Source organism: Microbacterium sp. NPDC089186, assembly GCF_040685115.1.
In the GTDB taxonomy this organism is placed as follows: Bacteria; Actinomycetota; Actinomycetes; order Actinomycetales; family Microbacteriaceae; genus Microbacterium; species Microbacterium galbum.
The window spans coordinates 538,527-562,012 of sequence record NZ_JBFBHJ010000001.1; the positions used below are offsets into that span (position 1 = coordinate 538,527).

Genomic DNA, 23,486 nt, shown 5'->3' on the forward strand with positions numbered 1-23,486 from the left:
CGTCAGGGGCCGATCGTGACGGGAGTGCCGAGCGGGAGGAGCTGCGCGAGCTCGGTGATGTCGGTGAACAGTCATGCGCTCAGCCCGGGCCTGCGCCGTGGACGCGCCAGCCTGCTTTCCTCCGCCGCTCCCGGCGTCGTCTCCTCAGCGCGCGGTGCGACCGGCCGACCCCAGGCTCTCAGCAGCCTCGACCACGCGGCGGGCCATCGCCGACTCTGCGGGCTTGCCCCAGCTTCGCGGGTCGTAGGCCTTCTTGTCGCCGTACCGGCCGTCGATCTTGAGCACCCTGTCGTAGTTGCCGATCATGTGGCCGGCGATCGATCGGGTGAAGGCGTACTGGGTATCGGTGTCGATGTTCATCTTGATCACGCCGTGCGCCACCGCAGCGGCGATGTCCGCTTCGGACGAGCCCGAACCACCGTGAAAGACGAGGTCGAACGGCTTCTCCCGGCCCACCTCGGCACCGATCACCGATTGGATCTCGCCGAGGATCTCCGGCCGCAGGTGCACCGAAGCCGGGTTGTAGACGCCGTGCACATTCCCGAAGGTCAGCGCGGTGAGATAACGACCGGCCTCTCCTGCACCGAGGGCGGCGACCGTTTCGCGCGCATCCTCGACGGTGCTGTAAAGCTTGTCGTCGATCTCGTGCTCGACGCCGTCCTCTTCGCCGCCGACGACGCCGACCTCGATCTCGAGAAGCGTGTCCGCCTTCACCGACTCGTCGAGGAGCTCGCGAGCGACGGCGAGGTTGTGTGCGAGGGGCAGCGCCGAGCCGTCCCACATGTGGGATTGGTAGAGCGGCTCGAGACCGCGGGAGCGCCGCTCGATCGAGTCGCGCAGGAGCGGCCGCACCCAGTCGTCGAGGTTTTCGAAGGCGCAGTGATCGGTGTGCAGGGCGACGTTGACGCCGTAGTCGGCTGCGACCTCGTGCGCGTAGAGAGCGAGCGCCTTCGACCCCCGCGCCCGGTTCTGCACGCGGTTGCCCGACAGATAGAGAGCGGTGCCGACCGACACCTGGATGATCCCGTCGCTCTCCGCCTCGGCGAACCCCTGCAGAGCGGCGTTCAGGGTCTGCGAACTCGTGACGTTGATCGACGGGTACGCGAACCCGCCCTCACGCGCCCGGTCGAGCATGTCGCGGTAGACGTCGGGGGTGGCGATGGGCATCGTGATCTCCTTCGAACTGATGGTGAGGGCGGCAGGATACGCGGACGGCGTCGCCGCAGGACAGGGTGAGTGGGCGACGCGCTAACGACATCCGCAGGAGTGGCGGTGACGGAACGTCGTCGGCACCTGGACGCGCCGCGACGGAGCGTCGTTCCCGGCGATCCGCTGGAAGAGCAGCTCGACGGCTCGCTGGCCCATCTCCTCGACGTTCTGCGCGACCGTGGTCAGCTGCGGTTCGAACAGATCCGCCCACTCGAAGTCGTCGTACCCGCAGAACGCCACGTCGTCGGGGATGGCGAGATGGAGCGAGCGCAGACCGCGGATGGCTCCGATCGACATCGCGTTGTTCATGACGACGAGGGCGGTCGGCCGCCCGTGCGGTTCCTGGAATCTGCGGATGACGGCATCCTGCGCGACCTCCGCCTTGGAGGCTCCGTTGAGCACGAGGGTCTCGTCGACCTCGATCTCGAAGTCGGCCAGGGCGCGGACGTAGCCCTGATACCGCTCCGAGGTCGACCCCAGTCCAGCCAGACCGGTGACGACCGCGACCCGACGGTGCCCTTTTTCAAGGAGGTGGCGGGTGAGCAAGTACGCCGAGTCGATGTTCTCGGGCGTGATCTGGTCGCAGTCGACCGGCGCGTTGCGGTCGATGAGGATCAGCGGCGTCCCGGAGGCGGTGATCTGCGGGATCGTCCGATATTCCGCGCCCACCGACGGGGCCATGATGATGCCGTCGACCCGGCGGTCGAGGAACGATTCGACGACGCGCTTCTCCATGGTTGCGTCATCGTGCGAGTCGCCCGAGACGAGCATGTAGCCGGCCTCGGTCACCTGCTTCTCGATGGCGTGCACAAGGGACCCGAAGTAGGGGTTGGTCAGGGCGGAGATGGACAGCCCGATCGTCTGCGTGCGGCCGGCAGCGAGGGCGCGCGCCGCCATGTTGTGGCGGTATCCGAGTTCGGCGATCGCCGCCTCGACTTTCGCCCGCGTGGCGTCGCTCACGTAGCGCGTGCCGTTCAGGACGTGCGAAACCGTCGTCCCCGAGACGCCGGCACGCGCGGCGACATCGTCCATGGTTGCCATCGGGTAACTCCATCGTCTTGAACCCGCCCGAGCGCCTGACACCGGGTGTGCTGCTCGGCGGGATCCGCCCCACCGTACCCCCACGATAGCGAGGGAGAATTAAATAGCAAGCGCTTGCGCAAGCCCTTGCGTGGCCTTACGGTAAGCGGGCCGGACAAAGTTGCCCGGTTCACAGAGGCCAAGGGAGTCCCCGAGATGTTCAAGCGATCCAAGAGGATGGTGGCGCTCGGAGCCGCCGTCATCGCCGGTTCCATGATCTTCACCGCCTGCAGCGGCGGTTCCGGCAGTGGCGGTTCGGGTGGCGGCGACGCCATCAAGATCGGCGTCGTCACCAAGACCGACTCGAACCCGTTCTTCGTCAAGATCCGCGAGTCGGCGAAGGCCGCCGCGGAGTCCGAGGGTGCCGAACTCATCGCCCTCGCGGGCGCCTTCGACGGCGACAACGAGGGTCAGGTCGCCGCGATCGAGAACCTGGTCGGTCAGGGTGTCAAGGGCATCCTGATCACGCCCAACTCGTCATCCGGCATCCTGAACGCGATCAAGCAGGCGCGTGACGCCGGCGTCATCGTCATCGCCCTCGACACCGCGACCGACCCGGAGGATGCCGTCGACGCGACCTTCGCGACCGACAACAAGCAGGCCGGTGTCCTGCAGGGGAAGTGGGTGCGCGCCGCGCTCGGCGACAAGGCTCCGCAGTTGGCGATGCTCGACGGCACGCCCGGCGGCACCGTCGACACCTTCCGCCACGACGGCTTCCTCGAGGGGGCGGGCATCACCGAGGGATCGAGCGAGATCGTCGGTCAGGCCGACACCAACGGCGACCAGACCAAGGCGCAGACGGCGATGGAGAACCTCCTCCAGCGCGCGCCCGGCATCAACGCCCTCTACACGATCAACGAGCCCGCCGCGGCCGGCGGCTACGAGGCCATCAAGTCGGCCGGGCTCACCGACCAGGTCACGATCGGCTCGATCGACGGCAGCTGCACGGGCATCGAGAACGTCAAGAAGGGCATCATCGGCGCCACGGTCCTGCAGTTCCCGGCCAAGATGGCCGAGCAGGGCGTGCAGGCGGTCGTGCAGTACGCGAAGGACGGCACGAAGCCGTCCGGCTTCAACGACACCGGTTCGCAGCTCGTCACCGACAAGCCGGTCGACGGCGTGGAGTCGAAGGACACCGCCTGGGGAGCCGAGAACTGCTGGGGTTGATCAGCCCCCGCTGACCAGCACACGTGCCGGGGGCGATCGCCTGAGCTGATCGCCCCCGGGCCGCGTCTCCCCTACACAGCCACGTTCGACACGTGAAGGACACCATGAACTCCACCCCGACCTCAGCGGTCATCACCCCGGGGCAGAAGTCACGCTCGATGCTCGAGCGCGTCATCCGCGAACCCCTGCTGGGCCCCATCGGCGCCCTCCTGCTGGCGATCCTCATCTTCAGCATCATCACCCCGACGTTCCTGAACCCGAACAACGTCTCGCTGATCCTTCAGCAGTCGGTGGTCGTCGGCATCCTCGCCGTCGGCCAGACCCTCATCATCCTGACGTCGGGTATCGACCTGTCGATCGGCTCCGTCGCGGTGCTCGGCACGCTCGTCGCGGCACAAGCCCTCGGCACCACCGGCCCCTTCGTCGCCCTCGGAGCCACCCTCCTGGTGTGCATGGCCCTCGGCGCCGTCAACGGCGGGCTGGTCACGGTGCTGCGCCTGCCCCCCTTCATCGTGACGCTCGGCACGTTCACGGCCATCCAGGCGGCGACACGCCTGTTCGCCGGGTCGCAGACGTACCAGGTGCCGGAGGGGCCCCTGACGTTCCTCGGCACCTCCTTCCGCATCGGATCCTTCTCCACCACCTACGGCGTCGTCGCCATGCTGCTGGTCTACGCGGTGGTCTGGTACGCGCTCTCCCAGACCGCGTGGGGGAAGCACGTCTACGCCGTCGGCGGGAACATGACCGCCGCGAAACTCTCGGGCATCAAGTCCGACCGCACGCTCTTCTCGGTCTACCTGGTGACCGGCATCATCGCGATGATCGCGGCGTGGGCGGCGCTCGGACGCATCCCGAACGCCGATCCCAACGCGTACCAGAACGCCAACCTCGAAACGATCACCGCCGTCGTGATCGGCGGCACGAGCCTCTTCGGCGGACGCGGCAGCGTCATCGGCACGCTCATCGGCACGCTCATCGTCGGCGTGCTGCGCAACGGCCTCACTCAGGCGGGCGTCGACAGCCTGTACCAGAACATCGCCACCGGAATCCTGGTCATCATCGCCGTGGCCGTCGACCAGTTCGCTCGTAGGAGGACCTCATGACCGGTTCTGCACAGGGGCAGACCCCCTCGCCGTACGCTCTCGAGGCGCGCGGACTCGTCAAGCGGTACGGCAGCGTCACCGCCATCAACGGAGCGGACTTCGAGCTGCGCCACGGCGAGATCCTCGCCGTGGTCGGCGACAATGGCGCGGGAAAGTCGAGCCTGATCAAGGCCCTCGCGGGTGCCATCGTCCCCGACGCGGGGGAGATCCGCATGAACGGCGAGCGCGTGGTGTTCCACAACACCCGCGACGCCCGCGCCAAGGGCATCGAGACGGTCTATCAGGACCTCGCGGTCATCCCGGCGCTCGACATCGCCTCCAACGTCTTCCTGGGCCGCGAGGTGCGGCGCAAGGGCATCCGGGGCTCGCTGTTCCGCCAGCTCGACATGCCGCGGATGCGCAAGGAGTCGTCGGCGCACCTGGCCGACCTGAAGATCGGCATCAAGTCCGTGAACCAGGCCGTCGAGACCCTGTCCGGAGGACAGCGGCAGGGCGTCGCCGTCGTCCGCGCGGCTGCCTTCGGGCGCGGCGTCATCATCATGGACGAACCGACGGCCGCTCTCGGCGTGAAGGAGTCCGGACAGGTCATCGACCTCATCCGCTCCATCAAGGACCGCGGCATCCCCGTGATCCTCATCAGCCACGACATGCCGCACGTGTTCGAGATCGCGGATCGCATCCACGTCCACCGACTCGGCCAGCGCGCGGGCGTGGTCGATCCGAAGCAGCGCAGCATGTCGGAGGTCGTGGCCCTCATGACCGGTGCCGAGCGGCCCACCGACGACGAGCGCGCGGGACGTGTCTGAACCGCGAGGCGTCTTCGTCGGGCTGACGACGCTGGACGTGGTCCATGTCGTGGACCGCGCTCCGGCGCCGAACGAGAAGGTCACCGCCACGGCGCAGTTCCTCGCGGCGGGAGGACCCGCGGCGAACGCGGCGGTGACCTTCGCCGCGCTGGGTGGAGAGGCGACGCTGGTCACGGCCATCGGGCGCGGCTCCGTCGCAGAGGTCATCGTCGCGGACCTCGAACGACACGGCGTGCGCATCGTCGACCTCACGCCCGACGACCAGGATCGGGCGCCGGTGTCGGCCGTCAGCGTGAACCCCGCGGAGGCCCAGCGCAGCGTCGTCTCGATCGACGCGACCGGCGCGTCCGTGTCCGCACCGACCGACGCCCGAGCTCTCGTCGGCGACGCCGCCGTCGTGCTGATCGACGGCCATCATCCCGCCCTCGCCGTGGCCGTCGCCGAGGCCGCGCGGCAAGCCGGGCGGCCCGTCGTCGTCGACGCCGGGCGATGGAAGCCGGTGATGGCCGATCTGATCGATCTCGACCCGCACATGCTCTGCTCGGACGACTTCCGCCTGCCGGGCACGGACACCGCCGACGACAGCGCGCGGGAGCTGCGCGGCCGCGTCGGCACCGTCGTGACGACGCACGGCGGGGCCCCCGTCGACTACGCGGAGCGGGGCAGCCCGGAGGGCCGGATCAAGGTGCCGCCTGTGAAGGCGGTCGATACGCTCGGAGCCGGCGACGTCTTCCACGGCGCCTACGCGTTCGCGCTCGCCGCAGCGGAGGCGGACATCCGGAAGCGCATCGCCTTCGCCGCCCGCATCGCCGGTCGGCGGGTGGCGACGATGGGGCCGCGGGAGTGGCTCTCCACCCTCGACACCCCGCCCTCCCCCTCCCCGTCCGTCCCCTCGAAGTCCGGCCCGTCCTCCTCAGGCGCCGAGAAACAGGTTCGACCATGACCACGTCCTTCCACCCGACCGTCGAGGAGCTCACCCTCGCCGACGTCGTCGACCGGGCCCGCTCGCTCGCCGTGCCCGGGACGCGCCGCATCCTCGGCCTCACCGGAGCCCCGGGAGCAGGGAAGTCGACGGTGGCGGCGCACATCGTCGACGCCCTGGGTCCGGAGAGCGCCGTCCTCGTCCCGATGGACGGCTTCCATCTCGCGAACGAGGTCCTGCTCTCCCTCGAACGCCGCGATCGCAAGGGAGCCCACGACACGTTCGACGATGACGGGTACGCCCACCTGATCGAGCGCATCCACGCGCAGAGGCCGACGGATGCCGTGATCTACGCACCGGTCTTCCGGCGCGAGATCGAGGAACCGATCGGCTCGAGCATCGGCATCCATCCCGAGACGCCGCTGGTCGTCACGGAGGGCAACTACCTCCTGCTCGACGAGGACGCGTGGCCGAAGGCGCGGGCGGCCGTCGATGCCGTGTGGTTCCTCGCCCCGGCGGAGGACCTGCGCCACGAGCGCCTCATCCGACGCCATCAGGCCTTCGGGAAGTCCATCGACGACGCGCGGTTCTGGACCCTCGGTTCCGACCAGGTGAACGCCGACCTCATCCACTCGACCGCGCGCCACGCCGATCGGGTGATCCGGATCATCGACTGACCGAGCACGCAAGCCCCGGGCCTCGCGGAACACCCGTTCCGCACGGTCCGGGGCTTCGTCGTTCCACCGACTCCTCGACGGGGGTGAGCGCGGCGGCGCGGCTCCCCTCGCGAGCGGAGGGACGAGGGATGCCGGGAGCCTCATGGCACGGCTCGAGCCGGGGCCCGCGGGTGCGCACGCCGCTGTATGGATGCGGACGCGGGGGATCCCGGCCCCGCGGCTCAGACGGACGGGCCGGAAGGTCGCTTCGCCGGGGCGGCCGGCACGACGACCACCTCGGCGCCGGCATCTTGCTCGAAGGGACGCAGCTGCTCGGCCGTGGCGCCGTCGTCGGTGATGAGCGTGTAGCCCCCGGACAGCACAGCCCACGCGGTGAAGGGAGCGCTGCCGAGTTTGGACGAGTCGGCGAGCACGTGCGTGCGCAGGGCGTTGCGCGACATCGTCTCCTTGATGATGGTCTGCGTGAGGTCGGCCTCGCAGATGCCTCGGCCCGCCACGATGCCGTCGGCCCCGAGGAAGGCGTGATCGGCGCTGAGCCGACGCAGCGCCTCTTCGGAGAGCGGACCCACCGTGCTCTGGCTCGGTCGGCGCAGTTCTCCGCCGAGGAAGATCACCGTGAACGGCGCCTGCATGAGCGTCGGCAGCTCAGTGAGCGAGTTCGTGATGACCGTCAGGTTGCGGAACGACGTCAGACCGGGCACCAGCTGACCGACCGTGGTCCCGCCGTCGAGGAAGACCGTGTCTCCATCGGCGACGAGCTCGAGGGCACGCCGCGCGATGGCGTGCTTCTGTTCCCAGGCCTGACCGTCGCGTTCGTCGACCGTCGACTCGTACCCGTGTCCAGTGAGGAGGGCTCCGCCGTAGGTACGGGTGATGCGACCGTCTCGCCGAAGCTCGGCCAGGTCGCGCCGGATGGTCGACGGCGAGACGGCGAGCACCGCACTGAGGCTCTCGACCGCCGTCTCCCCCGACTGCACCATGGTGACGATGCGTTCGCGGCGAGCCCGGGTGGCGCCGCGGGCCCCCGGCGAGGCCGGGGCGGCGTCCGCGGACGACGGTGACGCGCTGTGTGGCATGAGAACGTGTCTATCGCACGCGGGCCAGCAGCACAGCCTGGCGGAGCGCTTCGGTCATGCCCGCCCCGTCGGCGATCCCCTTGCCCGCGATGTCGAAAGCCGTCCCGTGGTCGACCGAGGTGCGCACGACGGGGAGCCCCACCGTGATGTTGACGCCGGCGTCGATGCCGAGCACCTTCACGGGGCAGTGTCCCTGATCGTGGTACATCGCGACGACGATGTCGAAGTCGCCGCGCACCGCGCGGAAGAACGCGGTGTCGGCGGGCACGGGGCCCTGCGCGTCGATGCCCTGCTCGCGCGCCTTCTCGATCCCTGGCGTGATCTTGAGCTCTTCCTCGGCGTAGCCGAAGAGGCCGTTCTCACCCCCGTGCGGGTTGATCGCGCAGACCGCGATGCGGGGCTCGTCGACGCCCGCGTCGACGAGGGTCCGGTGGGCGCGTTCGATGGTGCGGGTCACCAGGCCCGGCTCGATGCGGTCGATCGCGTCGATGAGCCCGAGGTGGGTCGTCACATGGATGACGCGCAACGACCGCGCGCTGAGCATCATCGACACCTCCTCGGTCCCGGTCAGGTCGGCGAGCAGTTCGGTGTGCCCCGGGTAGATGTGCCCCGCCAGGTGCAGCGCCTGCTTGTTCAAAGGCGCCGTGCAGATGGCATCCACGGATCCATCGACCGCCAGGTCGACCGCGCGCGCGATGTATCGATACGCGGCGTCGCCCGCGGCGGCGGAGAGCTGACCGAAGGCGACCTCGGGGGTGACGTTGGCGAGGTCGATCACGGGCACGGCCGAGCCGTCGAAGTCCGCCTCGTCGGGGTGCGCGACCGGGGTGAACTCCACGTCCGAGCCGAGGGCGGAGGCGACGTCGCGCAGCCACGCGAGGTCTCCGACGACGACGGCGCGCGTGCTCTCGCGCACGGTCGGGTCCGCGAGGGCCTTCACGATGATCTCGGGGCCGACGCCCGCGGGGTCTCCCATGGTGATGGCGATGCGTGGACTGGTCATTGTGCTCCTTCGAGTTGCCGCTGCAGATGGATGACGGCGCGGATCAGGGCTTCGTCGTCGCCGAACGATCCGGCTTTCGAGACGAAGGGGAATGCCGCCTGGGGAGCGTTCAGCCCGGGCTCGGCGAGTCCTGCGGCCATGCCGCCGTCGAGGGACGCTGTCACGTGCAACGTGAGGACGCCGAGTTGTTTGAAGCTCTGGCGAGAGGTCTCGCCACCGACGACCACGATCCCGTCGACGTAGCCGCGGAGTTCCGAGACCACGGCGGCGATGACGCGGGCGTGCTTCGGGTCGAGCGGGAGCGTCTCGTCGACGGGACGCCGCACCCCGATCGCCGCGACGGCGCCGGTGGCGAGGGCCGCGCGCAGCTCTCGAATGAGGCGCGAGACGTCGCTGGGGTCTTCGGCATAACAGGCGACCGCTCCGTCTGCGACGAGCGCCTCGAGCTGGGCCGACGAGCGCGCGGACGCGCTCCCGGACACGACAAGGATGCGCGGATCGCGCTGCGTCGTGAGCGTGGGGAGGGCGGGCGCCGACCGGTCATCCTCCCCCGTCCCGTGCTGCGAAGACAGCTCGAGCGCGAGCTGGTGGAACAGACCGGCCGAACCGACCCAGAGAGCGACGGAGGACGCCACTCCGATCTCGACGATGCGGCGGAGGTCGGCATCCGTCTCCGCGTCGAAGACGTAGATGACCGGCCGCGGGTGCGGTGTCCCGACGACCTGGCCGCCGAAACCGTCGGAGCGGAGCTCGTCGAGGCCCACCACGCGAACGGCGAATCCCGTCTGCTCGGCCAGCGCGCGCACGGTCGGCGCCGCGAACCGCACGTAGCTCTCCGTGTCGTCGAGATCCACCCCATCCACGACGACCCGCGAATCCCGGGTGATCCTGCCCTGTTCCGGTAGCGCCGGGGCGAGGAAGATCGGACCGGCCTGCTCGAGCCGCGCGACGACCGCTCGGATGTCGGCAGCGACGGAGCCGCGAAGGAGCGAGTCGATCTTCAGGCCCAGGCGCATCGCCGGGGTCTCGAGGACGAGATCGATGCAGCGGTCCCTCTTGTCCGCCGCGGCGAACGGCGAGAGGTCGCGGGTGTCGGAGCACAGGATGCGGACGTCTGCCCCGTGACCGGAGCGGGCATCGATCGCGGACGACGGGATGACCTGGGTCGTGAAGCCGTGTGCGGAGAAGGGGGCGGCCGCGTCGAGAGCCCCGGTGAGGTCGTCGGCGATCACCGCCACCCCTCGCCGTGTCTCCGGCTCGCCGTCGATGAGCGCCGGCATCAGGGTCGTTGCGAGGTGTGTCGGACGTAGGTGGTCTGACGGCGGAAGAACTGGTCGAACCCGTGCGGGCCGTCGTCGCCGCCCAGCCCGCTCTCGCGGAAGCCGGTGTGGAATCCGTTCATCTCCTCGGGACCCGTGCGATTGACGTACACCTCACCGAAGCTGAGGTCGTCGCTCGCACGGAACGCGGTGTCGAGGCTCGCGGTGAACACGTAGGCCGACAGTCCGTAGTTCGTGTCGTTCGCCCGCGCCACGACCTCGTCCCATGTGTCGAACGAGCTGATCGCGGAGACCGGCCCGAACACCTCGTGCGTGAACACCGCCATCTCGTCGGTGACGTCGGCGAGCACGACCGGGTTCATCCAGTACCCGGCTCGGAACGCCTCGGCATCCGGAAGGTCCGCGCCGAGAACGACGCGAGCGCCCTGCGCGATGGACTCCGCGACCAGAGCCTGCGTCTTCTCGAGTTCGGCACGACTGACCTTGGGACCGAGCTGAGTGGCCTCCGACAGGGGATCGCCCACCACCAGCTCGCCCACGGCCGCGACGTAGCGCCCGACGAAGTCGTCGTACACGTCGCGATGCACGTAGATCCGCTCGGCGCAGATGCAGACCTGGCCGTTGTTCGCGTGTCGCGACGCGACCGTCTCGGCCACGGCGTGATCGAGGTCGGCGTCGGGCATGACGATCAGCGGGGCGTTGCCGCCCAGCTCGAGCGAGACGGGCTTCACCTGAGATGCCGCCGCGGCGAGGATCGCTTTGCCGGCGAACGTGCTGCCGGTCATCGAGATCATCTGCGTGGTCCGGCTCGTGACGAGAGCGGATCCGATGATCTCGCCCGGTCCCGTCACAACGTTGACGAGGCCGGGAGGCAGCAGGCCGCTGTCGTGGATGATGCGTGCGACGGCGAGCGCCGACAGCGGCGTCTTCTCGTCGGGCTTGACCACGATCGCGTTGCCCGCGGCGACCGCGGGAGCGACCTTGCGCGAGGTCAGCGCGGAGGGGTAGTTCCACGGGATGATCGCTCCGACCACGCCGTGCGGCCGGCGGCGGACCCACAGGCTCTCGCCCTTGTTGGGGGTGTAGCCCATCTCGTCCGTGAGCGTCTCCAGCAACGAGGCCGTGTAGCGGAAGTATCCCGACGTGGCGCCCGTCTCACCCCGCGCCTCCGAGATGGGCTTGCCGACCTCGGCGACCAGCAGCTGCGCGAGTTCCTCGGCGTGCTCGTCCAGCAGATCGGCGATGCGGCGCAGGATCGCGGCGCGCTCCCCCGGTGGCGTCGCGGCCCAGGGCTCCCATGCCCGCTCGGCGGCGGCCAGCGCACGCTCGAGATCGTCGACGCTGCCGTCGCGGACGACGGCGACGACCTCTTCCGTCGCGGGGTTGCGCACGTCGCGCGGAGCGCCGCGACCGGCGGCGAACTCGCCGGCGATGAGCAGATCGGTGGTGATGGCGTTCGACATGGTGACCTCTTTGCGTTCTTCTTCGGACGTCGTCGGATCAGACGCGTGCAGCCTCGGCGTGGTACGTCTCGTACCATCCGCTGGAGACGCTCTCCGCGGAGAGCGACGGGCGGTAGGGGCGCGCGTGGGTGCGGGTGATGTCGGTCAGGTCCCGCAGCCGCTGCCGCGCCAGCTCGATGCCGATGTTCCAGGCTTCGTCGGTCGTCGCCGTGCCGGCTTCGCGCCAGATGGACCGCCCCGCGAGCCAGCCGCTGGAGCCCGCCTTCGACGAGAGCTCGACCTGGTCGGCGAATTCGGCGAAGTCGACGCCCGCCGAGAGGATGACCCACGGCACGTCGATAGCGGCATCCAGCCGCGCGAGGGCGTCCTCGGCGCGCGCCACGTCGCCCCCGGCGCCGAGGTAGCCCGGGAACTCGGTCTTGAGAACGTCGGCTCCGAGCTCCACGGCGAGCCTGCCCGACTCGACGATCCCGTCGATGCGCGCCTGCTTCCAGTCCGACGAACGCGGGTCCTCTCCGGCGAGCGGATGCCAGATGGGCTCGACAACGAGGGGCATCGCCCAGTCGGCGGCCTCTTTCGCCAGCGCGGAGACCAGGTCGCGCTGCTGCGCGGCGTACGGGGACTCCGGGCGGTAGAACCACAGGAGCTTCGCGACGTCGGCCCCGGCGAGCTTCGCCTGCCGGACGCTCCAGGTCTCGCGCATCCGCGTGGCGCGCTCCGTGGCGTCGCCGAGGTACCCGTCGTCCTCAAGGCTGACCATGACGCCGATGTCGCTGCCGATGGCATCCGACAGCACCGACTGGGCGTACGAGTACTGCGGATCGACGAGGAAGCCGCTCACCGACTCGCGCAGGCCGTCGATGACCCGGTGCTTGCCCGCGACCGTCTGCTCGAAGGTGACCGCGGAGGGGTCGTCGTCGATCAGGATCTGGAAATCGGAGAGGTGGTCGATCGCGCACAGCGTGAAGAAGCCGTCGGCGGTGGTCGAGCGACGCAGCGATCGGACCTTGCCCACGTCGTGGGGCAGCGGAGCGGAGGTGGAGTGAGACACGGAGGGACCTTCTTGTCGTGGGTGGTCTGTCGAGGTCGGGAGCGGGATCAGCGGGGCGCGAGGGCGAGCAGCATGCCGGCGACGAACGTGTCGCCGAGGCCGAGTGTCACGCGGGGCGACGGCGTGTACGGGGAGGGCACCGCCACGAGGCGGTAGCGCGGATCCGGCGACTCCCGGCGCAGCGACGCGGGCAGGGGGCTGAGAGTGGTTCCGGCAGGCATCTCGCGCGGGAGGACGGGCGCGCCGGTCACCGCCCGGGAGGCGGCGAGCAGACAACCGGCCAGCAGGGCCTCCTCCTCGAGCGCCGGGTCGCCGGTCGTCACGACGAACGCGAAATCGTCGGCGTGCACGCTCACACGGTCCAACCCCAGCTCGTTCGCGATGGCGATCGCCGCCTCGACCGGGTCGGACACGGATGACAGCTGTCCGAGCTCGGAGAGCGACATACCGAGGCTGTTGGCGAATCCGGTCAGCCCGGCGACCGCGGAGCGGGCGTGCTCGTGGCTCTCGTACTCGGCGATCTCGAAGTGGACGAGGCGGGGGCGGTCCGCGAGCCAGGCGAAGCGCTGGAGGAACCAGGCCCGAGTGGGCTCGACCGCGGCGGGCTCGGCCGTCTGGAAGCCGGACAGCAGCACCGTCGTGAGCCGGTGGTCTTCCACGTACGCCGCGAACGCGTCGTCGAGGTCGAGGGGGCGAGCCGGGGCCCGCAGGATGATGCGGGTCGAGCGGCGGGTGACGATCGCTTCGGCGTCGGCATCGGCATCGGCTCCGCGCAGCGGCACACCCTGCGTGAACTGGAAGACAAAGATCGGGTCGTTCGGGCGGACGGGCGACGGTGTGATCTCTCGCGGCGAATGCAGACGACCGTCGTCTCCGACCACCAGGAGGCCGTCGTCCATGGTGTCGAGTTGCGCGGCGGTGCGATCCGACAGAGCCAGTACGCTCTGCACACCGACGGATGCCAGCACGCGCGACACCTGAGCGCCGGTCCCTCCCATGGTGGGCGTGCCCCGGAAGGTGCGCACGATCCAGTCGAACCCACCGCGCGCGGCCAGGACCTCGCCGCCGCGACCCTGCAGGATGCGATCGTGCAACCACCGGGCGAGCTCGCGGACCTGCAGATCGTCGTCATCCTGCGCGTCGACGATCGCAGCGAACTCAGCCTCCCCGATGGAGCAGATGTGGTCGTTGCACACCGAGAACCCGGTCGCGATGAGCGGCGCGGTCCGAACGAGCCCGTCGAGTCCTTCGAGAACCGCGGCGTACTTCGCGCGCGCCTCGTCGACCTCGCGGAGGTCGTCGCCCGACAGCGTCTTGCTCATCCCTGTGCCACTCCCTCGCGACCTCGTCGTCGATGCCGCTTCGCACCACATGCCGCTTCGCCGCGGGAGAGTGGGTCGGGTGACCTCGTGGTTCGACACTAAGTGAGTCGCGCACATTGCGCAACTAAAAAAGCAAGTCGCGCGATACGCGCATATTGCTCAGGGTGTCGACGTGTGGCCCGCCCCGAACGCACCACCCTTTATCGTCGATGCGTGACCCGCCGCCTGCGCTCCCTCGGCTTCCTCACCATCGGCCTGTTCGACCGCGACGATCCGCGGGCCGGACACGAGACGACGCTGTCGATCATCGAGCGGGGCGAGGACCTCGGCTTCGACAGCGCATGGCTGCGCGATCGCCACGTGCAGTACGGCATCTCGTCTCCCGTCGCGGTGCTCGCCGCGGCGACTCAGCGCACGAGCCGCATCCGTCTGGGAACCGCGGTCATCCCGCTCGGGTGGGAGAACCCGCTGCGGCTGGCCGAGGACCTCGCCACCGTCGACGTCCTCTCCGGCGGTCGCCTGGAGCCGGGTTTCTCGGTGGGCCCTCCCCCGCGTCTCGACGATGTCGCCGCCGCCCTGTACCCCGACACCGTCGAGCACGAGGAGTTCGGGTACGAACGCCTCGCGCGGTTGCGCCGCTTCATCTCCGGCGAACCCGTGAGCACCCGCGCCGGCATCGAGGGGATCGAGGAGTTCTCCGAGCGCGTCGAGCCGCACTCCCCCGGCCTGGCCGAACGCCTCTGGTACGGGGCGGGAAGCGCCCGGTCGGCGGCCTGGGCGGCCGAGAACGACTTCCACCTGCTGACCAGCAGCGTCGTGCAGGCGGGCGAGAGCACCGACTTCGACCAGGAGCAGCACGCGCAGATCCGGCTGTACCGCGAGTCGCATCCCGCGGGCGAGCACGCCCGCGTCTCGCAGGGACTCGTCGTCATCCCCACCGACTCGGCGACTCCCGAACAGCGCCGGCGCTACGAGGCCTATGCCGATGCGCGGCGTGGGCGGGTCGGCATCCCCCAGGGCCCGCGCGGGCTGCTCTTCGCCGAAGACCTCGTCGGCACCGCGGAGCAGATCGCGGAGCAGCTGCTGTCGTCGCGGGCGTTCCCGGAGGTCGACGAGGTGGCCTTCGCGCTGCCGTTCGACTTCGCGGCCGATGACTACGCGCAGATCCTGGACGACATCGCGGGGCGTCTCGGGCCGCTGCTGGGATGGGCGCCTGCCACCTGACGCCCGTCGCGGCGTGAGACCGGCGATCACTGACCGGGCGCCGCTCACCGCAACCGCGCAGAACGCGGGGTCGCGCGGCTCGCGAGAGCCGCGAACCGCCCAGCCTGCGCGAGTGCGGTCGGTCCCGCCGTGCGATTCAGCGCTGCCGCGCCACCGCCCGCTCCAACCGCGCCGCCGCCTCGCGCAGACGCTCCTCGTCGACGTCGCCGTAAGCGAGGCGCAGGTGCCGGTCGGCATCCGTCCCCGGCCCCGAGGGGAAGAACGAGCCGCGCTGGTACTCCACGCCCTCGGCGCTCGCGTCGGCGGCGAGGCGATCGGCATCCACCCGGTCGTCGACGAGTCGCGGCCAGAGGAACAGTCCGCCGTCGGGCACCGTGACGTCGAAGGAACCGGATGCTGAGAGCACCTCGGCCAGGGCGTGCGCCCGCGACCGGTACAGCTCCCGCGCGCCCGTGAGGACCCGGTCGAACAGCCCCGCGTCGCTCGTCAGCAGCTCGGCGACCACGGCCTGCACGAGGGTCGACGAGTGCGAGTCCTGGCGGCTGCGCAGGGCCACGGCATCCCGGACCAGGCGTTCGGGAAGCACGACCCAGCCCAGGCGCAGACCCGGGCCGAGGGTCTTGGTGAAGGTGTTGACGTGGATGACGTGGTCGGAGTCGTGGAACGGGGCGAGCGACTCGGGCTCGCCGTGGAAACGCAGTTCGCGGTAGGGGTCGTCGGCGAAGACGATGAAGCCGTACTTCTCGGCCAAGTCGACGAGCTCGCGGCGGCGAGCCGTGGGCAGCGACGACTGCGACGGGTTGTGGAACTCGGGCACCGTGTAGACCGCGGCGGGCCGGGCTCCGGCGCGCAACTCCGCGGCGAGCGCATCGACATCGAGTCCCTCGGCCCCCACGCGGATGGGCAGCGCGCGCGCGTCGACGAGCTCGAGCCCGCGCAGGAACAGCGGGAACACCGGGTTGTCGACCGCGACGAGGTCGCCGCGCTCCAGCACCGTCTGCACCGCGATGGCGAGCCCGTGGAATCCGCCGTTGGTGACGAGCACCCGCTCCACGGCCACGCCCTCGTGGGCGGCGATCCACTCGCGCAGCGCCGGGATGCCCTCGGTCCGCGAGTACTGCAGCGACGGCGCGCCGGGCCGGGCGAGCACGCGGGCCGTGGCCTCGGTGAGTTCGGCGGTCGGCAGCACGGACGGATCCGGGATGCCGCCGAGCAGCTCGATCGCGTCCGGACGGCGATCGCGCAGGGTCTGATCGCCGAACCCCTTCGGCGCGCTGAAGGCCCGGACGAGCGCGGGACGGGAGGGGGCGAGAACGGTCATCGGGAGCTCCGGAGATCGGGGGACGGGATCGCGTCGACGAGGGCGCGCGTGTACTCCTCGCGCGGGTGCGAGAGCACGTCGGCCACGCGTCCGGCCTCGACCACGCGTCCGCCCTGGAGCACGGAGACGGTGTCGGCGATCTGCCGCACGAGCGCCAGGTCGTGCGAGACGAACAGGTAAGTGAGGCCGCGCTCGCGCTGCAGGCGGCGGAGGACGTCGAACACCCCCGCCTGCACGGTGACGTCGAGGGCCGAGGTCGGCTCGTCGAGCACGATGACGTCGGGCTCGAGCACCAGGGCCCGGGCGATCGCGACGCGCTGACGCTGGCCGCCCGACAGCGCGTCGGGGCGGCGGCGAGCGAGCTGCGGCGGCAGGCCCACGGCATCCAGGGCTTCGGCGACCTTGGCGGACCTCTCGGCGCGCGTGCCGACGCGATACCGGTCGAGCGGTTCGCGGATGATCCGCCCGACGCTCCACGTGGGATCGAGGGAGGTGAAGGGGTTCTGGTACACGAGCTGGAGGTGACGACGGATGCCGCGGAGCTCCGCCTCGGTGCGCCCGGTCACCGCCGCGCCGTCGACGAGGATCTCGCCGGCGTCGGGGGTCTCGAGCCCCAGCAGCAGGCGCACGGTGGTGGTCTTCCCCGAGCCCGACTCGCCCACGAGCGCGTGGGTCGTGCCCGGCGGGACGCGGAAGGAGACCCCGGCCACGGCGGCGCGAGCGGTGCCGTCGACGACGAAGCTCTTCGAGATCTCGCGCACCTCGATGCGGGCGGCGGTGGTGTCGGTGGTCCACGCGTCGACCCCGCGCCCGTCGGCGTGACGGTAGCGGTCGGGGTTGAGGGCCGGGGCGTCGGCCTGCAGCTGCCGGGTGTAATCCGACGTCGGCGCGGCGAAGACGTCTCCGGTGGCGCCCGCCTCCTGGACCCGCCCGTCCTTGAGCACCACGATCTCGTCGGTGCGCTCGGCGGCGATCGCGAGATCGTGGGTGATCAGCAGCAGACCGATTCCGAGCTCGCCGCGCAGCTCGTCGAGGAGGTCGAGGATGCGCTTCTGGATCGTGACGTCGAGGGCGCTCGTGGGCTCGTCGGCCACGAGCAGATCGGGCCGCGGCAGCACCGCGAGGCCGATCAGCACGCGTTGCAGCATGCCGCCGGAGAGCTGGTGCGGGTAGGAGTCGTAGACGCGGGCCGGGTCGGGCAGACCCACCCGGGCGAAGATGTCGAGGACGGCCGCGCGGCGGCCGGGGGCGTCGGTCAGCGCCGCCGCCTCGAGCGCCTGCGCGCCGACCGTGCGCACGGGGTTGAGCGCGTGCGAGGGGTCCTGCGGGACGAAACCGATGCGGCGGCCGCGGAACGGCCGGAACCGCGTCTCGGAAAGCCCCAGCACCTCGTCGCCGGCGAACTCCACGCGCCCGCTCGCCCGACCGGTGTCGCGCGGCAGAAGCCGCAGCACCGACCGTGCGATCGTCGACTTCCCCGACCCGGATTCGCCGATGAGCGCGAGGCTGCCGCCGCGCGGGATCGAGAACGACACGTCGTGCACCACGGGGGTGCGCCCGTAAGCGACCGAGAGGTTCTGCACGTGCAGCAGGGGCGCGGGCGTCGCGCCCGCCTCCTCGCGGAGGGGAAGGGTGACGGTCATGACGTCCTCCTCAGCCACCGGCTGATGCGGTTGATCGAGAGCACGGTGGCCACGGTCACCAGGGCCGGCCACACGACGAGCCACGGCGCGCGCGGGTAGTCCTTACCCGCCGAGATGAGCAGACCCCAGTCGGATGCCGGGGGCGGATCGCCGTAGCCGAGGAAGGCGAGCCCCGCGATGACGAGGATCGACAGCCCGAACTGCAGCACGGCGAGCGGGATGAGCGAGCGCGAGGCGTTGGGGAGCACGTGCCGGAACAGCACGTGCAGGGTCGATCCGCCCTGCAACCGCGCCGCCTCCACGAACACCGACGAGCGCACGCGCAGCACCTCGGACCGCATGACCCGCGCGAAGACCGCCACGGCCGAGACGCCCGTCGCGATCGCGGCGTTGATCGTCTGGAAGCCGAGCGAGCTGACGATCACGACGGCGAGCAGGAACGCCGGGATCGCCAACAGCACGTCGACGAAGCGTGCGAGCACGGTGTCGGTCCACGAGCCGAGGAACCCGGCGAGCAGGCCGATGAGGCCCCCGACGACGACCCCGATCGCAACGGCGACCAGGGCGCTCGTCACCGACGACTGCGCGCCGAAGACGATGCGGGCGAACAGGTCGCGACCGAGGTGGTCGGTGCCCAGCAGATGCGCCGCGCTCGGCGGCTGCAGCTTGTCGGCGGGCACGCCCTGCGCCGGATTCTGCGCGGTGAAGAGCCACGGCGCGAGCGAGAACGCCACGACCACGGCGACGACCCCGAACGAGACGATCACGTCGATCGGAACGGACAGACGGATGCCACGGTTGCGGGCGAGCGGCCCGCCCGGGGCGGATCCCGACACCGATCCCGGCGACGGGTCGGCCGCGGGCGGCACCGGGGCCGCGACCGGGGACAGGGGTGCGGCGGTCATACGATGCTCACCTCTTCACGCAGCGCCGGTGCGGGTGCATCGGCCGCGGGGGTGGCGACGGTGCGCCCGCGCGAGCCGATCGACACCCGCGGGTCGAGGAGCGGGTAGGCCAGGTCGGCGACGAGGTTGACCACGACGAACACGATCGCCGCGAGAGAGACCACCGCCTGCAGCACCGGAAGGTCCTGGCTCGCGACGGCCTGCTCCACGAGGGTCCCGATGCCCACGCGACCGAAGATCGCCTCCGTGATGAGCGCGCCGCCCAGCAGCTCGCCGACGATCAGCGCGAGCACGGTCACCGTCGGCAGCGCGGAGGGCTTCACGAGGTGACGCAGGAACAGCGCGCCTTGACCGAGGCCGCGTGAGCGCGCCACCGCGACGTACTCCTGCCGCGACTCGTGGTCGAGCGAGGCGATGAGCACCTCGGCGAGCTGCGCCGAGACCGGGATGCCGAGGGCCACCGCCGCGAAGAACGTTCCCCAGGGCGTCTCGGTGTCGATCATGCTGAACAGCCCGAGCCCGAGGGCGAACGCGTGGATCAGCAGCAGGCCGATCACGAAGTTCGGCACGGACAGGAAGAGCGACGGCAGCGAGCGCAGCACTCCCTGACCGAACCGGGGCGGGAGGAACTGCGTGCCGTACGCGATCGCGACGGCCAGCACCACGGCGACCAGCAGGGCGGCCCCCGCGAGACTGAGCGTCGAGCCGAGCGCGTCGAGCACGAGGGTTCCGACCGGCAGGTTCGAGCGCAGGGAGACGCCGAGGTCACCGACGACGAAGCGGCCGAGCGACGACCCCAGCTGCACCCACCACGGCTGGTCGAGGCCGTAGTACGACACGATGCGGGCGATGTCGTCTTCGGTGAAGCCGTTGTCGGGGTTGCGCAGGGTGCTCGTGATCGGGTCGCCGGGCAGGATGCTGATCACGAAGAACGTGAACAGGTACGCCAGCAGCACGACGACGAGCGCCTGGCCCGTGCGCCGCAGCGCGAAGCGGCCGTAGGTGCCGAGCATGCTCTCTCCTTTCGTTCGCGAAGGTCGGGAGGACGTCAGCGGGTGAGCCAGGCGTCCAGGTAGTACGCGTAGGCGAGGCCGTTGTACGAGACGCCGTTCACCTCGGGCGCCTGAACGTAGACGCGCTGCACGATCTGGGTGAGCGGCACGAAGTAGCCCTGCTGAAGGATGTAGCCCTGCAGCTCGTCGGCCACCTTCGCGCGGGCGTCGCGGTCGGTGGCCGTGGCGATGCGCGTCGACAGGTCGTTCAGCGTGGCATCCGAGGTGCCGACCTTGAACCAGTCCTCGTCGCCCTTCTTCTGCGAGGTCAGGACGCCGGCCACGGTCCCGACGTCGACGAAGCTGCGGGTGATCTCGTTCGCGGGGACCGCGGCGTTGCCGATGACCTTCTGCCCGTAGGTCGGAACGTCGTAGGTCTCGAGGTTCACCTCGAAGCCGAGGTTCGTCAGCTGCTGGTCGACGAGCTCATCGACGGACTGCGACGCCTGGAGGTAGGGGTTGGGGTAGAGCGTGAACGACAGCTTCTGGCCGTTCTTCGTGCGGACGCCGTCGGCGCCCTTCGTCCAGCCCGCCTCGTCGAGCAGGGCCGCGGCCTTGTCGGGGTCGTACGCGAAGTCGGCCGTGTGGTCGGTGGCCTCGGGCACCGTGCTCTGGAACAGCGACTCGGCCGCGAACCAGTCGGGGGTGTAGACCGTCGAGAGGATCTCGTCACGGTCGATGCCGTGCTGCACGGCCTGGCGCACCGTGATGTCGTCGAAGGGAGCCACCGAGGTGTTCAGGGCGTACCCGTTGACGAACCCGAGGTAGCGGGGCGTCTCGACGGTCAGTCCCTCGCCCTTGAGCGCCTCGAGATCTTGAGGGCTGGCGTTGTACGCCACCTGCGCCTGGCCCGACTCGACCGAGGCGGTGCGCAGGGTGGGCTCGGCGACCTGCTTGTAGGTGATCGTGTCGAGGTAGGCCGGGCCCTCGTGGCCGACGGCCTCGGGGCCCCAGTCGTAGTCGTCGCGCTTCTTCAGCACGACGCTGTCGCCCTCGGCGACCTTCTCGACGACGAACGGGCCGCTGCCGATGTCTTTCGTGAGGTCGGCCTGCTGCGCGGCGGGGAGGGCGAGGGTCGCCGGCGAGATGAGGATCGAGCCGTGGTAGGCCAGGGTCGGGAGGAAGCTCAGGGTCGGAGCCGAGAACGACACCGTCACCGTCGTGGCATCCACCGCTTCGGCGCCCACGTAGTTCGCCGAGGGGAACAGGCCGATGCGGTTGATGCCGTCGTCGGGGCGCCCCTTGGCCCAGATGTCGATGTTCGCGACGACCGCGGCGGCATCCAGGGGCGTGCCGTCCGAGAAGGTGACGCCATCCTTGAGGTGCAGGGTGAACTGCGTCTTGTCGGCGTTCTCGTCCCAGCTCTCGGCGATCCACGGGCTGAGGGTGCCCTCGGCGTCGACGTAGATCAGCTTGTCGGTGAGGTTGCCCCAGATCTGGCCCTGGTAGCTCGAGATCGCGCTGTTGTTCGGGATCCAGGTCGCGCCGAGCGAGTCGATGAGGAAGACGAGGTCGCCGCCGGGCTTCGGCGTGGAGCCTTCGGCCGGGCCGGCTGCGGTACCGGCGCCGCATCCGCTGAGCAGGACGGCCCCGACGGTGAGGGCGGAGGCGACGCCGAGGAGGCGTCGGAAGCGAGTGATCATGAGGGTCCTTGTGCTGTGGGGAGGTGCTGTGGGGAACGGGTTTCAGAGGGCTTTTCCGGGGTTGAAGAGTCCGGTCGGATCGAGCGCGTCCTTGATCGCGAGCTGGGCCACGCGCACGCGTTCCGCGAGCTCTGCAGCCGCGAGCTCGCGCTTGACTGTGCCGATGCCGTGCTCTCCGCTGACCGTGCCGCCGACGGCGAGGGCCGCGCGAACGAGGTCGTCGGCCGCGTCGTGCAGGACCGCGGGAGAGGCGGCGGGATCGGCGCCGGCGGGGATGGGCAGGGTGATCACGGGGTGCAGGTTGCCGTCTCCGGCGTGAGCGACGGCGCTCACGGCGACGCCATAGCGCTCCTCGAGGGCGGGGAAGCCCGCGAAGACCTCGGCGATGCGCGACTTCGGCACGGCGACATCTCCACCGACGAACCACGAGTCGTCGTCGAACCGGCGCCCGGACCGTCGCAGCTCCCACAGCGTCTCGGCATCCGCGTCGCTCTCGACGCGCACGCGAGCGCCGGCGCTCTCGAGGGCGACGGTGAGCTCGGCGGTCTGCTCGTCGATACCGAAGCCGTCGAGTTCGATGAGCAGCAGGGCCGCGCCCCGGGCACGGAGTCCCGACTCCTGCGCGGCGTCGATGCCGACGAGGGTGGGCTCGTCGAGGAACTCGATGACGCTCGGGCGCACGCGCGACGCGGTGATGGCGCCGATGCCGGCGGCCCCCGCCGCGGTGGAGTCGAAGAACGCCGTCACCGTGCGGCGGGCGACGGGGAGGGGTCGGATGCGGACGGTCGCCCCGACGACGATGCCGAGCACCCCCTCGGATCCGACGAAGAGCGAGACGAGGTCGAGGCCGGTGACGCCCTTGATCGAGCGGTGGCCGATCGAGACGAGACTCCCGTCGGCGAGGACGACGTCGAGGGCGAGCACCGACTCGCGGGTGACGCCGTACTTGGCGCAGCGCAGGCCCCCGGCGTTGGTGGCGATGTTGCCGCCGATGGTCGAGATGCGCCAGCTCGCGGGGTCGGGGGCGTAGAACAGGCCGAGGGGCGCGAGCCTCTCGTTGAGGGCGGCGTTGAGGACGCCGGGTTCGACGACCGCGACCTCGTCGGCGGGCGAGACCTCGACGATGCGGTCGAGACGGTCCGTCGACACCACGAGCTGATGACGGGTCGCCGAGGCGCCTCCCGACAACCCGCTGCCGGCACCGCGCGCAACGATGCTCACCCCGTGCCGCCCGGCGAGGCGCACGAGCTGCTGCACCTCGGAGACGGTGGAGGGGAAGGCGACCGCGGGCCCGTCCTCGTCCGCCTCCCCGTGACGGGGAGCGGTTCCGGCGTCGAAGGCAAAGGGGGCCGTCGCGGCCGAGGGCGCGCGCACGTCGAGGTGCGGGGCGACCTCGCGCACGGCGTCGAGCAGGGCGGGCAGACCGGTGAGCGGGGCGACGACGGCGGAAGTGCTCATGGGCGAACCTCTTTCCGGGATGCGATGGGCGACGGGACTCCGGCCGAAGGTAGGCCCCGGTGCCGCCGCCCTCACCTCGGC

At 70.5% G+C, this 23,486-nt stretch carries 20 protein-coding genes; 6 read left to right on the forward strand and 14 right to left on the reverse strand.

Annotation, left to right across the window (positions count from 1 at the left end):
- Window positions 1-144: 144 nt before the first annotated feature.
- Complete coding sequence (gene fbaA, locus AB0N82_RS02555; RefSeq protein WP_363387731.1) at window positions 145-1,167, reverse strand: class II fructose-bisphosphate aldolase; 1,023 nt, start codon at window positions 1,165-1,167, stop codon at window positions 145-147.
- A gap of 81 nt (window positions 1,168-1,248) precedes the next feature.
- Window positions 1,249-2,250 (reverse strand): LacI family DNA-binding transcriptional regulator, encoded by a 1,002-nt coding sequence (locus AB0N82_RS02560; protein ID WP_363387734.1) that lies wholly within the window; start codon window positions 2,248-2,250, stop codon window positions 1,249-1,251.
- A 195-nt stretch (window positions 2,251-2,445) separates the two neighbouring features.
- Here AB0N82_RS02560 and AB0N82_RS02565 point away from each other — a divergent pair, with 195 nt between their 5' ends.
- The 5 genes from AB0N82_RS02565 (at window position 2,446) to AB0N82_RS02585 (ending at window position 6,964) form a co-directional block, all read left to right on the forward strand.
- Window positions 2,446-3,456: a substrate-binding domain-containing protein gene (locus AB0N82_RS02565; protein WP_363387737.1), complete on the forward strand. Its 1,011-nt coding sequence runs from the start codon at window positions 2,446-2,448 to the stop codon at window positions 3,454-3,456.
- A gap of 104 nt (window positions 3,457-3,560) precedes the next feature.
- Window positions 3,561-4,559, forward strand: coding sequence for an ABC transporter permease (locus AB0N82_RS02570; protein WP_363387740.1), 999 nt, complete (start codon window positions 3,561-3,563; stop codon window positions 4,557-4,559).
- Window positions 4,556-5,365, forward strand: a complete 810-nt coding sequence (locus AB0N82_RS02575) for an ATP-binding cassette domain-containing protein (RefSeq protein WP_116537706.1) — start codon at window positions 4,556-4,558, stop codon at window positions 5,363-5,365. The genes AB0N82_RS02570 and AB0N82_RS02575 overlap by 4 nt, the downstream gene beginning before the upstream one ends.
- Window positions 5,358-6,308 carry a PfkB family carbohydrate kinase gene (locus AB0N82_RS02580; RefSeq protein WP_363387744.1) on the forward strand — a complete coding sequence of 317 codons (951 nt, stop codon included), beginning with the start codon at window positions 5,358-5,360 and terminating at the stop codon, window positions 6,306-6,308. Before AB0N82_RS02575 ends, AB0N82_RS02580 begins: the two co-directional genes overlap by 8 nt.
- Window positions 6,305-6,964 carry a nucleoside/nucleotide kinase family protein gene (locus AB0N82_RS02585; RefSeq protein ID WP_363387747.1) on the forward strand — a complete coding sequence of 220 codons (660 nt, stop codon included), beginning with the start codon at window positions 6,305-6,307 and terminating at the stop codon, window positions 6,962-6,964. The genes AB0N82_RS02580 and AB0N82_RS02585 overlap by 4 nt, the downstream gene beginning before the upstream one ends.
- Window positions 6,965-7,185: 221 nt before the next feature.
- On the opposite strand, the gene AB0N82_RS02590 is transcribed toward AB0N82_RS02585, so the two are convergent.
- From AB0N82_RS02590 to AB0N82_RS02615, 6 genes are read right to left on the reverse strand one after another with little or no spacing between them, the layout of a single operon-like run.
- Complete coding sequence (locus AB0N82_RS02590; protein WP_363387750.1) at window positions 7,186-8,040, reverse strand: DeoR/GlpR family DNA-binding transcription regulator; 855 nt, start codon at window positions 8,038-8,040, stop codon at window positions 7,186-7,188.
- Between the two features lie 10 nt (window positions 8,041-8,050).
- On the reverse strand, window positions 8,051-9,043 hold the full coding sequence (pdxA, locus tag AB0N82_RS02595; protein ID WP_363387753.1) for a 4-hydroxythreonine-4-phosphate dehydrogenase PdxA: 993 nt from the start codon (window positions 9,041-9,043) through the stop codon (window positions 8,051-8,053).
- A complete protein-coding gene (locus AB0N82_RS02600) occupies window positions 9,040-10,323 on the reverse strand; it encodes a four-carbon acid sugar kinase family protein (protein WP_363387756.1) in 1,284 nt (427 codons plus the stop codon). The genes pdxA and AB0N82_RS02600 overlap by 4 nt, the downstream gene beginning before the upstream one ends.
- Entirely contained in the window at window positions 10,323-11,786 is a 1,464-nt protein-coding gene (locus AB0N82_RS02605; RefSeq protein WP_363387759.1) for an aldehyde dehydrogenase family protein, read from the reverse strand. Before AB0N82_RS02605 ends, AB0N82_RS02600 begins: the two co-directional genes overlap by 1 nt.
- A gap of 37 nt (window positions 11,787-11,823) precedes the next feature.
- On the reverse strand, window positions 11,824-12,837 hold the full coding sequence (locus AB0N82_RS02610) for a hypothetical protein (RefSeq protein WP_363387762.1): 1,014 nt from the start codon (window positions 12,835-12,837) through the stop codon (window positions 11,824-11,826).
- Window positions 12,838-12,884: 47 nt separating this feature from the next.
- Window positions 12,885-14,159 (reverse strand): ADP-dependent glucokinase/phosphofructokinase, encoded by a 1,275-nt coding sequence (locus AB0N82_RS02615; RefSeq protein ID WP_363387765.1) that lies wholly within the window; start codon window positions 14,157-14,159, stop codon window positions 12,885-12,887.
- 213 nt (window positions 14,160-14,372) lie between these two features.
- Between AB0N82_RS02615 and AB0N82_RS02620 the strand changes: the two genes are divergently transcribed.
- Window positions 14,373-15,383, forward strand: coding sequence for an LLM class flavin-dependent oxidoreductase (locus tag AB0N82_RS02620; RefSeq protein ID WP_363387768.1), 1,011 nt, complete (start codon window positions 14,373-14,375; stop codon window positions 15,381-15,383).
- A gap of 136 nt (window positions 15,384-15,519) precedes the next feature.
- Here AB0N82_RS02620 and AB0N82_RS02625 read toward each other — a convergent pair whose 3' ends face one another.
- From AB0N82_RS02625 to AB0N82_RS02650, 6 genes are read right to left on the reverse strand one after another with little or no spacing between them, the layout of a single operon-like run.
- Window positions 15,520-16,704 (reverse strand): PLP-dependent aminotransferase family protein, encoded by a 1,185-nt coding sequence (locus tag AB0N82_RS02625; protein ID WP_363387771.1) that lies wholly within the window; start codon window positions 16,702-16,704, stop codon window positions 15,520-15,522.
- Window positions 16,701-18,347, reverse strand: a complete 1,647-nt coding sequence (locus AB0N82_RS02630; protein ID WP_363387774.1) for an ABC transporter ATP-binding protein — start codon at window positions 18,345-18,347, stop codon at window positions 16,701-16,703. Before AB0N82_RS02630 ends, AB0N82_RS02625 begins: the two co-directional genes overlap by 4 nt.
- Window positions 18,344-19,252 (reverse strand): ABC transporter permease, encoded by a 909-nt coding sequence (locus AB0N82_RS02635; RefSeq protein WP_363387777.1) that lies wholly within the window; start codon window positions 19,250-19,252, stop codon window positions 18,344-18,346. The genes AB0N82_RS02630 and AB0N82_RS02635 overlap by 4 nt, the downstream gene beginning before the upstream one ends.
- Window positions 19,249-20,265 carry an ABC transporter permease gene (locus AB0N82_RS02640; protein WP_363387780.1) on the reverse strand — a complete coding sequence of 339 codons (1,017 nt, stop codon included), beginning with the start codon at window positions 20,263-20,265 and terminating at the stop codon, window positions 19,249-19,251. Before AB0N82_RS02640 ends, AB0N82_RS02635 begins: the two co-directional genes overlap by 4 nt.
- A 35-nt stretch (window positions 20,266-20,300) precedes the next feature.
- Window positions 20,301-21,947 carry an ABC transporter substrate-binding protein gene (locus AB0N82_RS02645; protein ID WP_363387783.1) on the reverse strand — a complete coding sequence of 549 codons (1,647 nt, stop codon included), beginning with the start codon at window positions 21,945-21,947 and terminating at the stop codon, window positions 20,301-20,303.
- A gap of 42 nt (window positions 21,948-21,989) precedes the next feature.
- Window positions 21,990-23,405: an FAD-linked oxidase C-terminal domain-containing protein gene (locus AB0N82_RS02650; protein WP_363387786.1), complete on the reverse strand. Its 1,416-nt coding sequence runs from the start codon at window positions 23,403-23,405 to the stop codon at window positions 21,990-21,992.
- Window positions 23,406-23,486: the final 81 nt, after the last annotated feature.

What these genes read in the sequence shown, in the direction of transcription:
- fbaA (WP_363387731.1), bottom strand. Translation starts at nt 1,167, where the DNA reads ATGCCCATCGCCACCCCCGACGTCTACCGCGACATGCTCGACCGGGCG.
- AB0N82_RS02560 (WP_363387734.1), bottom strand. Translation starts at nt 2,250, where the DNA reads ATGGCAACCATGGACGATGTCGCCGCGCGTGCCGGCGTCTCGGGGACG.
- AB0N82_RS02565 (WP_363387737.1), top strand. Translation starts at nt 2,446, where the DNA reads ATGTTCAAGCGATCCAAGAGGATGGTGGCGCTCGGAGCCGCCGTCATC.
- AB0N82_RS02570 (WP_363387740.1), top strand. Translation starts at nt 3,561, where the DNA reads ATGAACTCCACCCCGACCTCAGCGGTCATCACCCCGGGGCAGAAGTCA.
- AB0N82_RS02575 (WP_116537706.1), top strand. Translation starts at nt 4,556, where the DNA reads ATGACCGGTTCTGCACAGGGGCAGACCCCCTCGCCGTACGCTCTCGAG.
- AB0N82_RS02585 (WP_363387747.1), top strand. Translation starts at nt 6,305, where the DNA reads ATGACCACGTCCTTCCACCCGACCGTCGAGGAGCTCACCCTCGCCGAC.
- AB0N82_RS02590 (WP_363387750.1), bottom strand. Translation starts at nt 8,040, where the DNA reads ATGCCACACAGCGCGTCACCGTCGTCCGCGGACGCCGCCCCGGCCTCG.
- pdxA (WP_363387753.1), bottom strand. Translation starts at nt 9,043, where the DNA reads ATGACCAGTCCACGCATCGCCATCACCATGGGAGACCCCGCGGGCGTC.
- AB0N82_RS02600 (WP_363387756.1), bottom strand. Translation starts at nt 10,323, where the DNA reads ATGCCGGCGCTCATCGACGGCGAGCCGGAGACACGGCGAGGGGTGGCG.
- AB0N82_RS02605 (WP_363387759.1), bottom strand. Translation starts at nt 11,786, where the DNA reads ATGTCGAACGCCATCACCACCGATCTGCTCATCGCCGGCGAGTTCGCC.
- AB0N82_RS02615 (WP_363387765.1), bottom strand. Translation starts at nt 14,159, where the DNA reads ATGAGCAAGACGCTGTCGGGCGACGACCTCCGCGAGGTCGACGAGGCG.
- AB0N82_RS02625 (WP_363387771.1), bottom strand. Translation starts at nt 16,704, where the DNA reads ATGACCGTTCTCGCCCCCTCCCGTCCCGCGCTCGTCCGGGCCTTCAGC.
- AB0N82_RS02630 (WP_363387774.1), bottom strand. Translation starts at nt 18,347, where the DNA reads ATGACCGTCACCCTTCCCCTCCGCGAGGAGGCGGGCGCGACGCCCGCG.
- AB0N82_RS02635 (WP_363387777.1), bottom strand. Translation starts at nt 19,252, where the DNA reads ATGACCGCCGCACCCCTGTCCCCGGTCGCGGCCCCGGTGCCGCCCGCG.
- AB0N82_RS02640 (WP_363387780.1), bottom strand. Translation starts at nt 20,265, where the DNA reads ATGCTCGGCACCTACGGCCGCTTCGCGCTGCGGCGCACGGGCCAGGCG.
- AB0N82_RS02645 (WP_363387783.1), bottom strand. Translation starts at nt 21,947, where the DNA reads ATGATCACTCGCTTCCGACGCCTCCTCGGCGTCGCCTCCGCCCTCACC.
- AB0N82_RS02650 (WP_363387786.1), bottom strand. Translation starts at nt 23,405, where the DNA reads ATGAGCACTTCCGCCGTCGTCGCCCCGCTCACCGGTCTGCCCGCCCTG.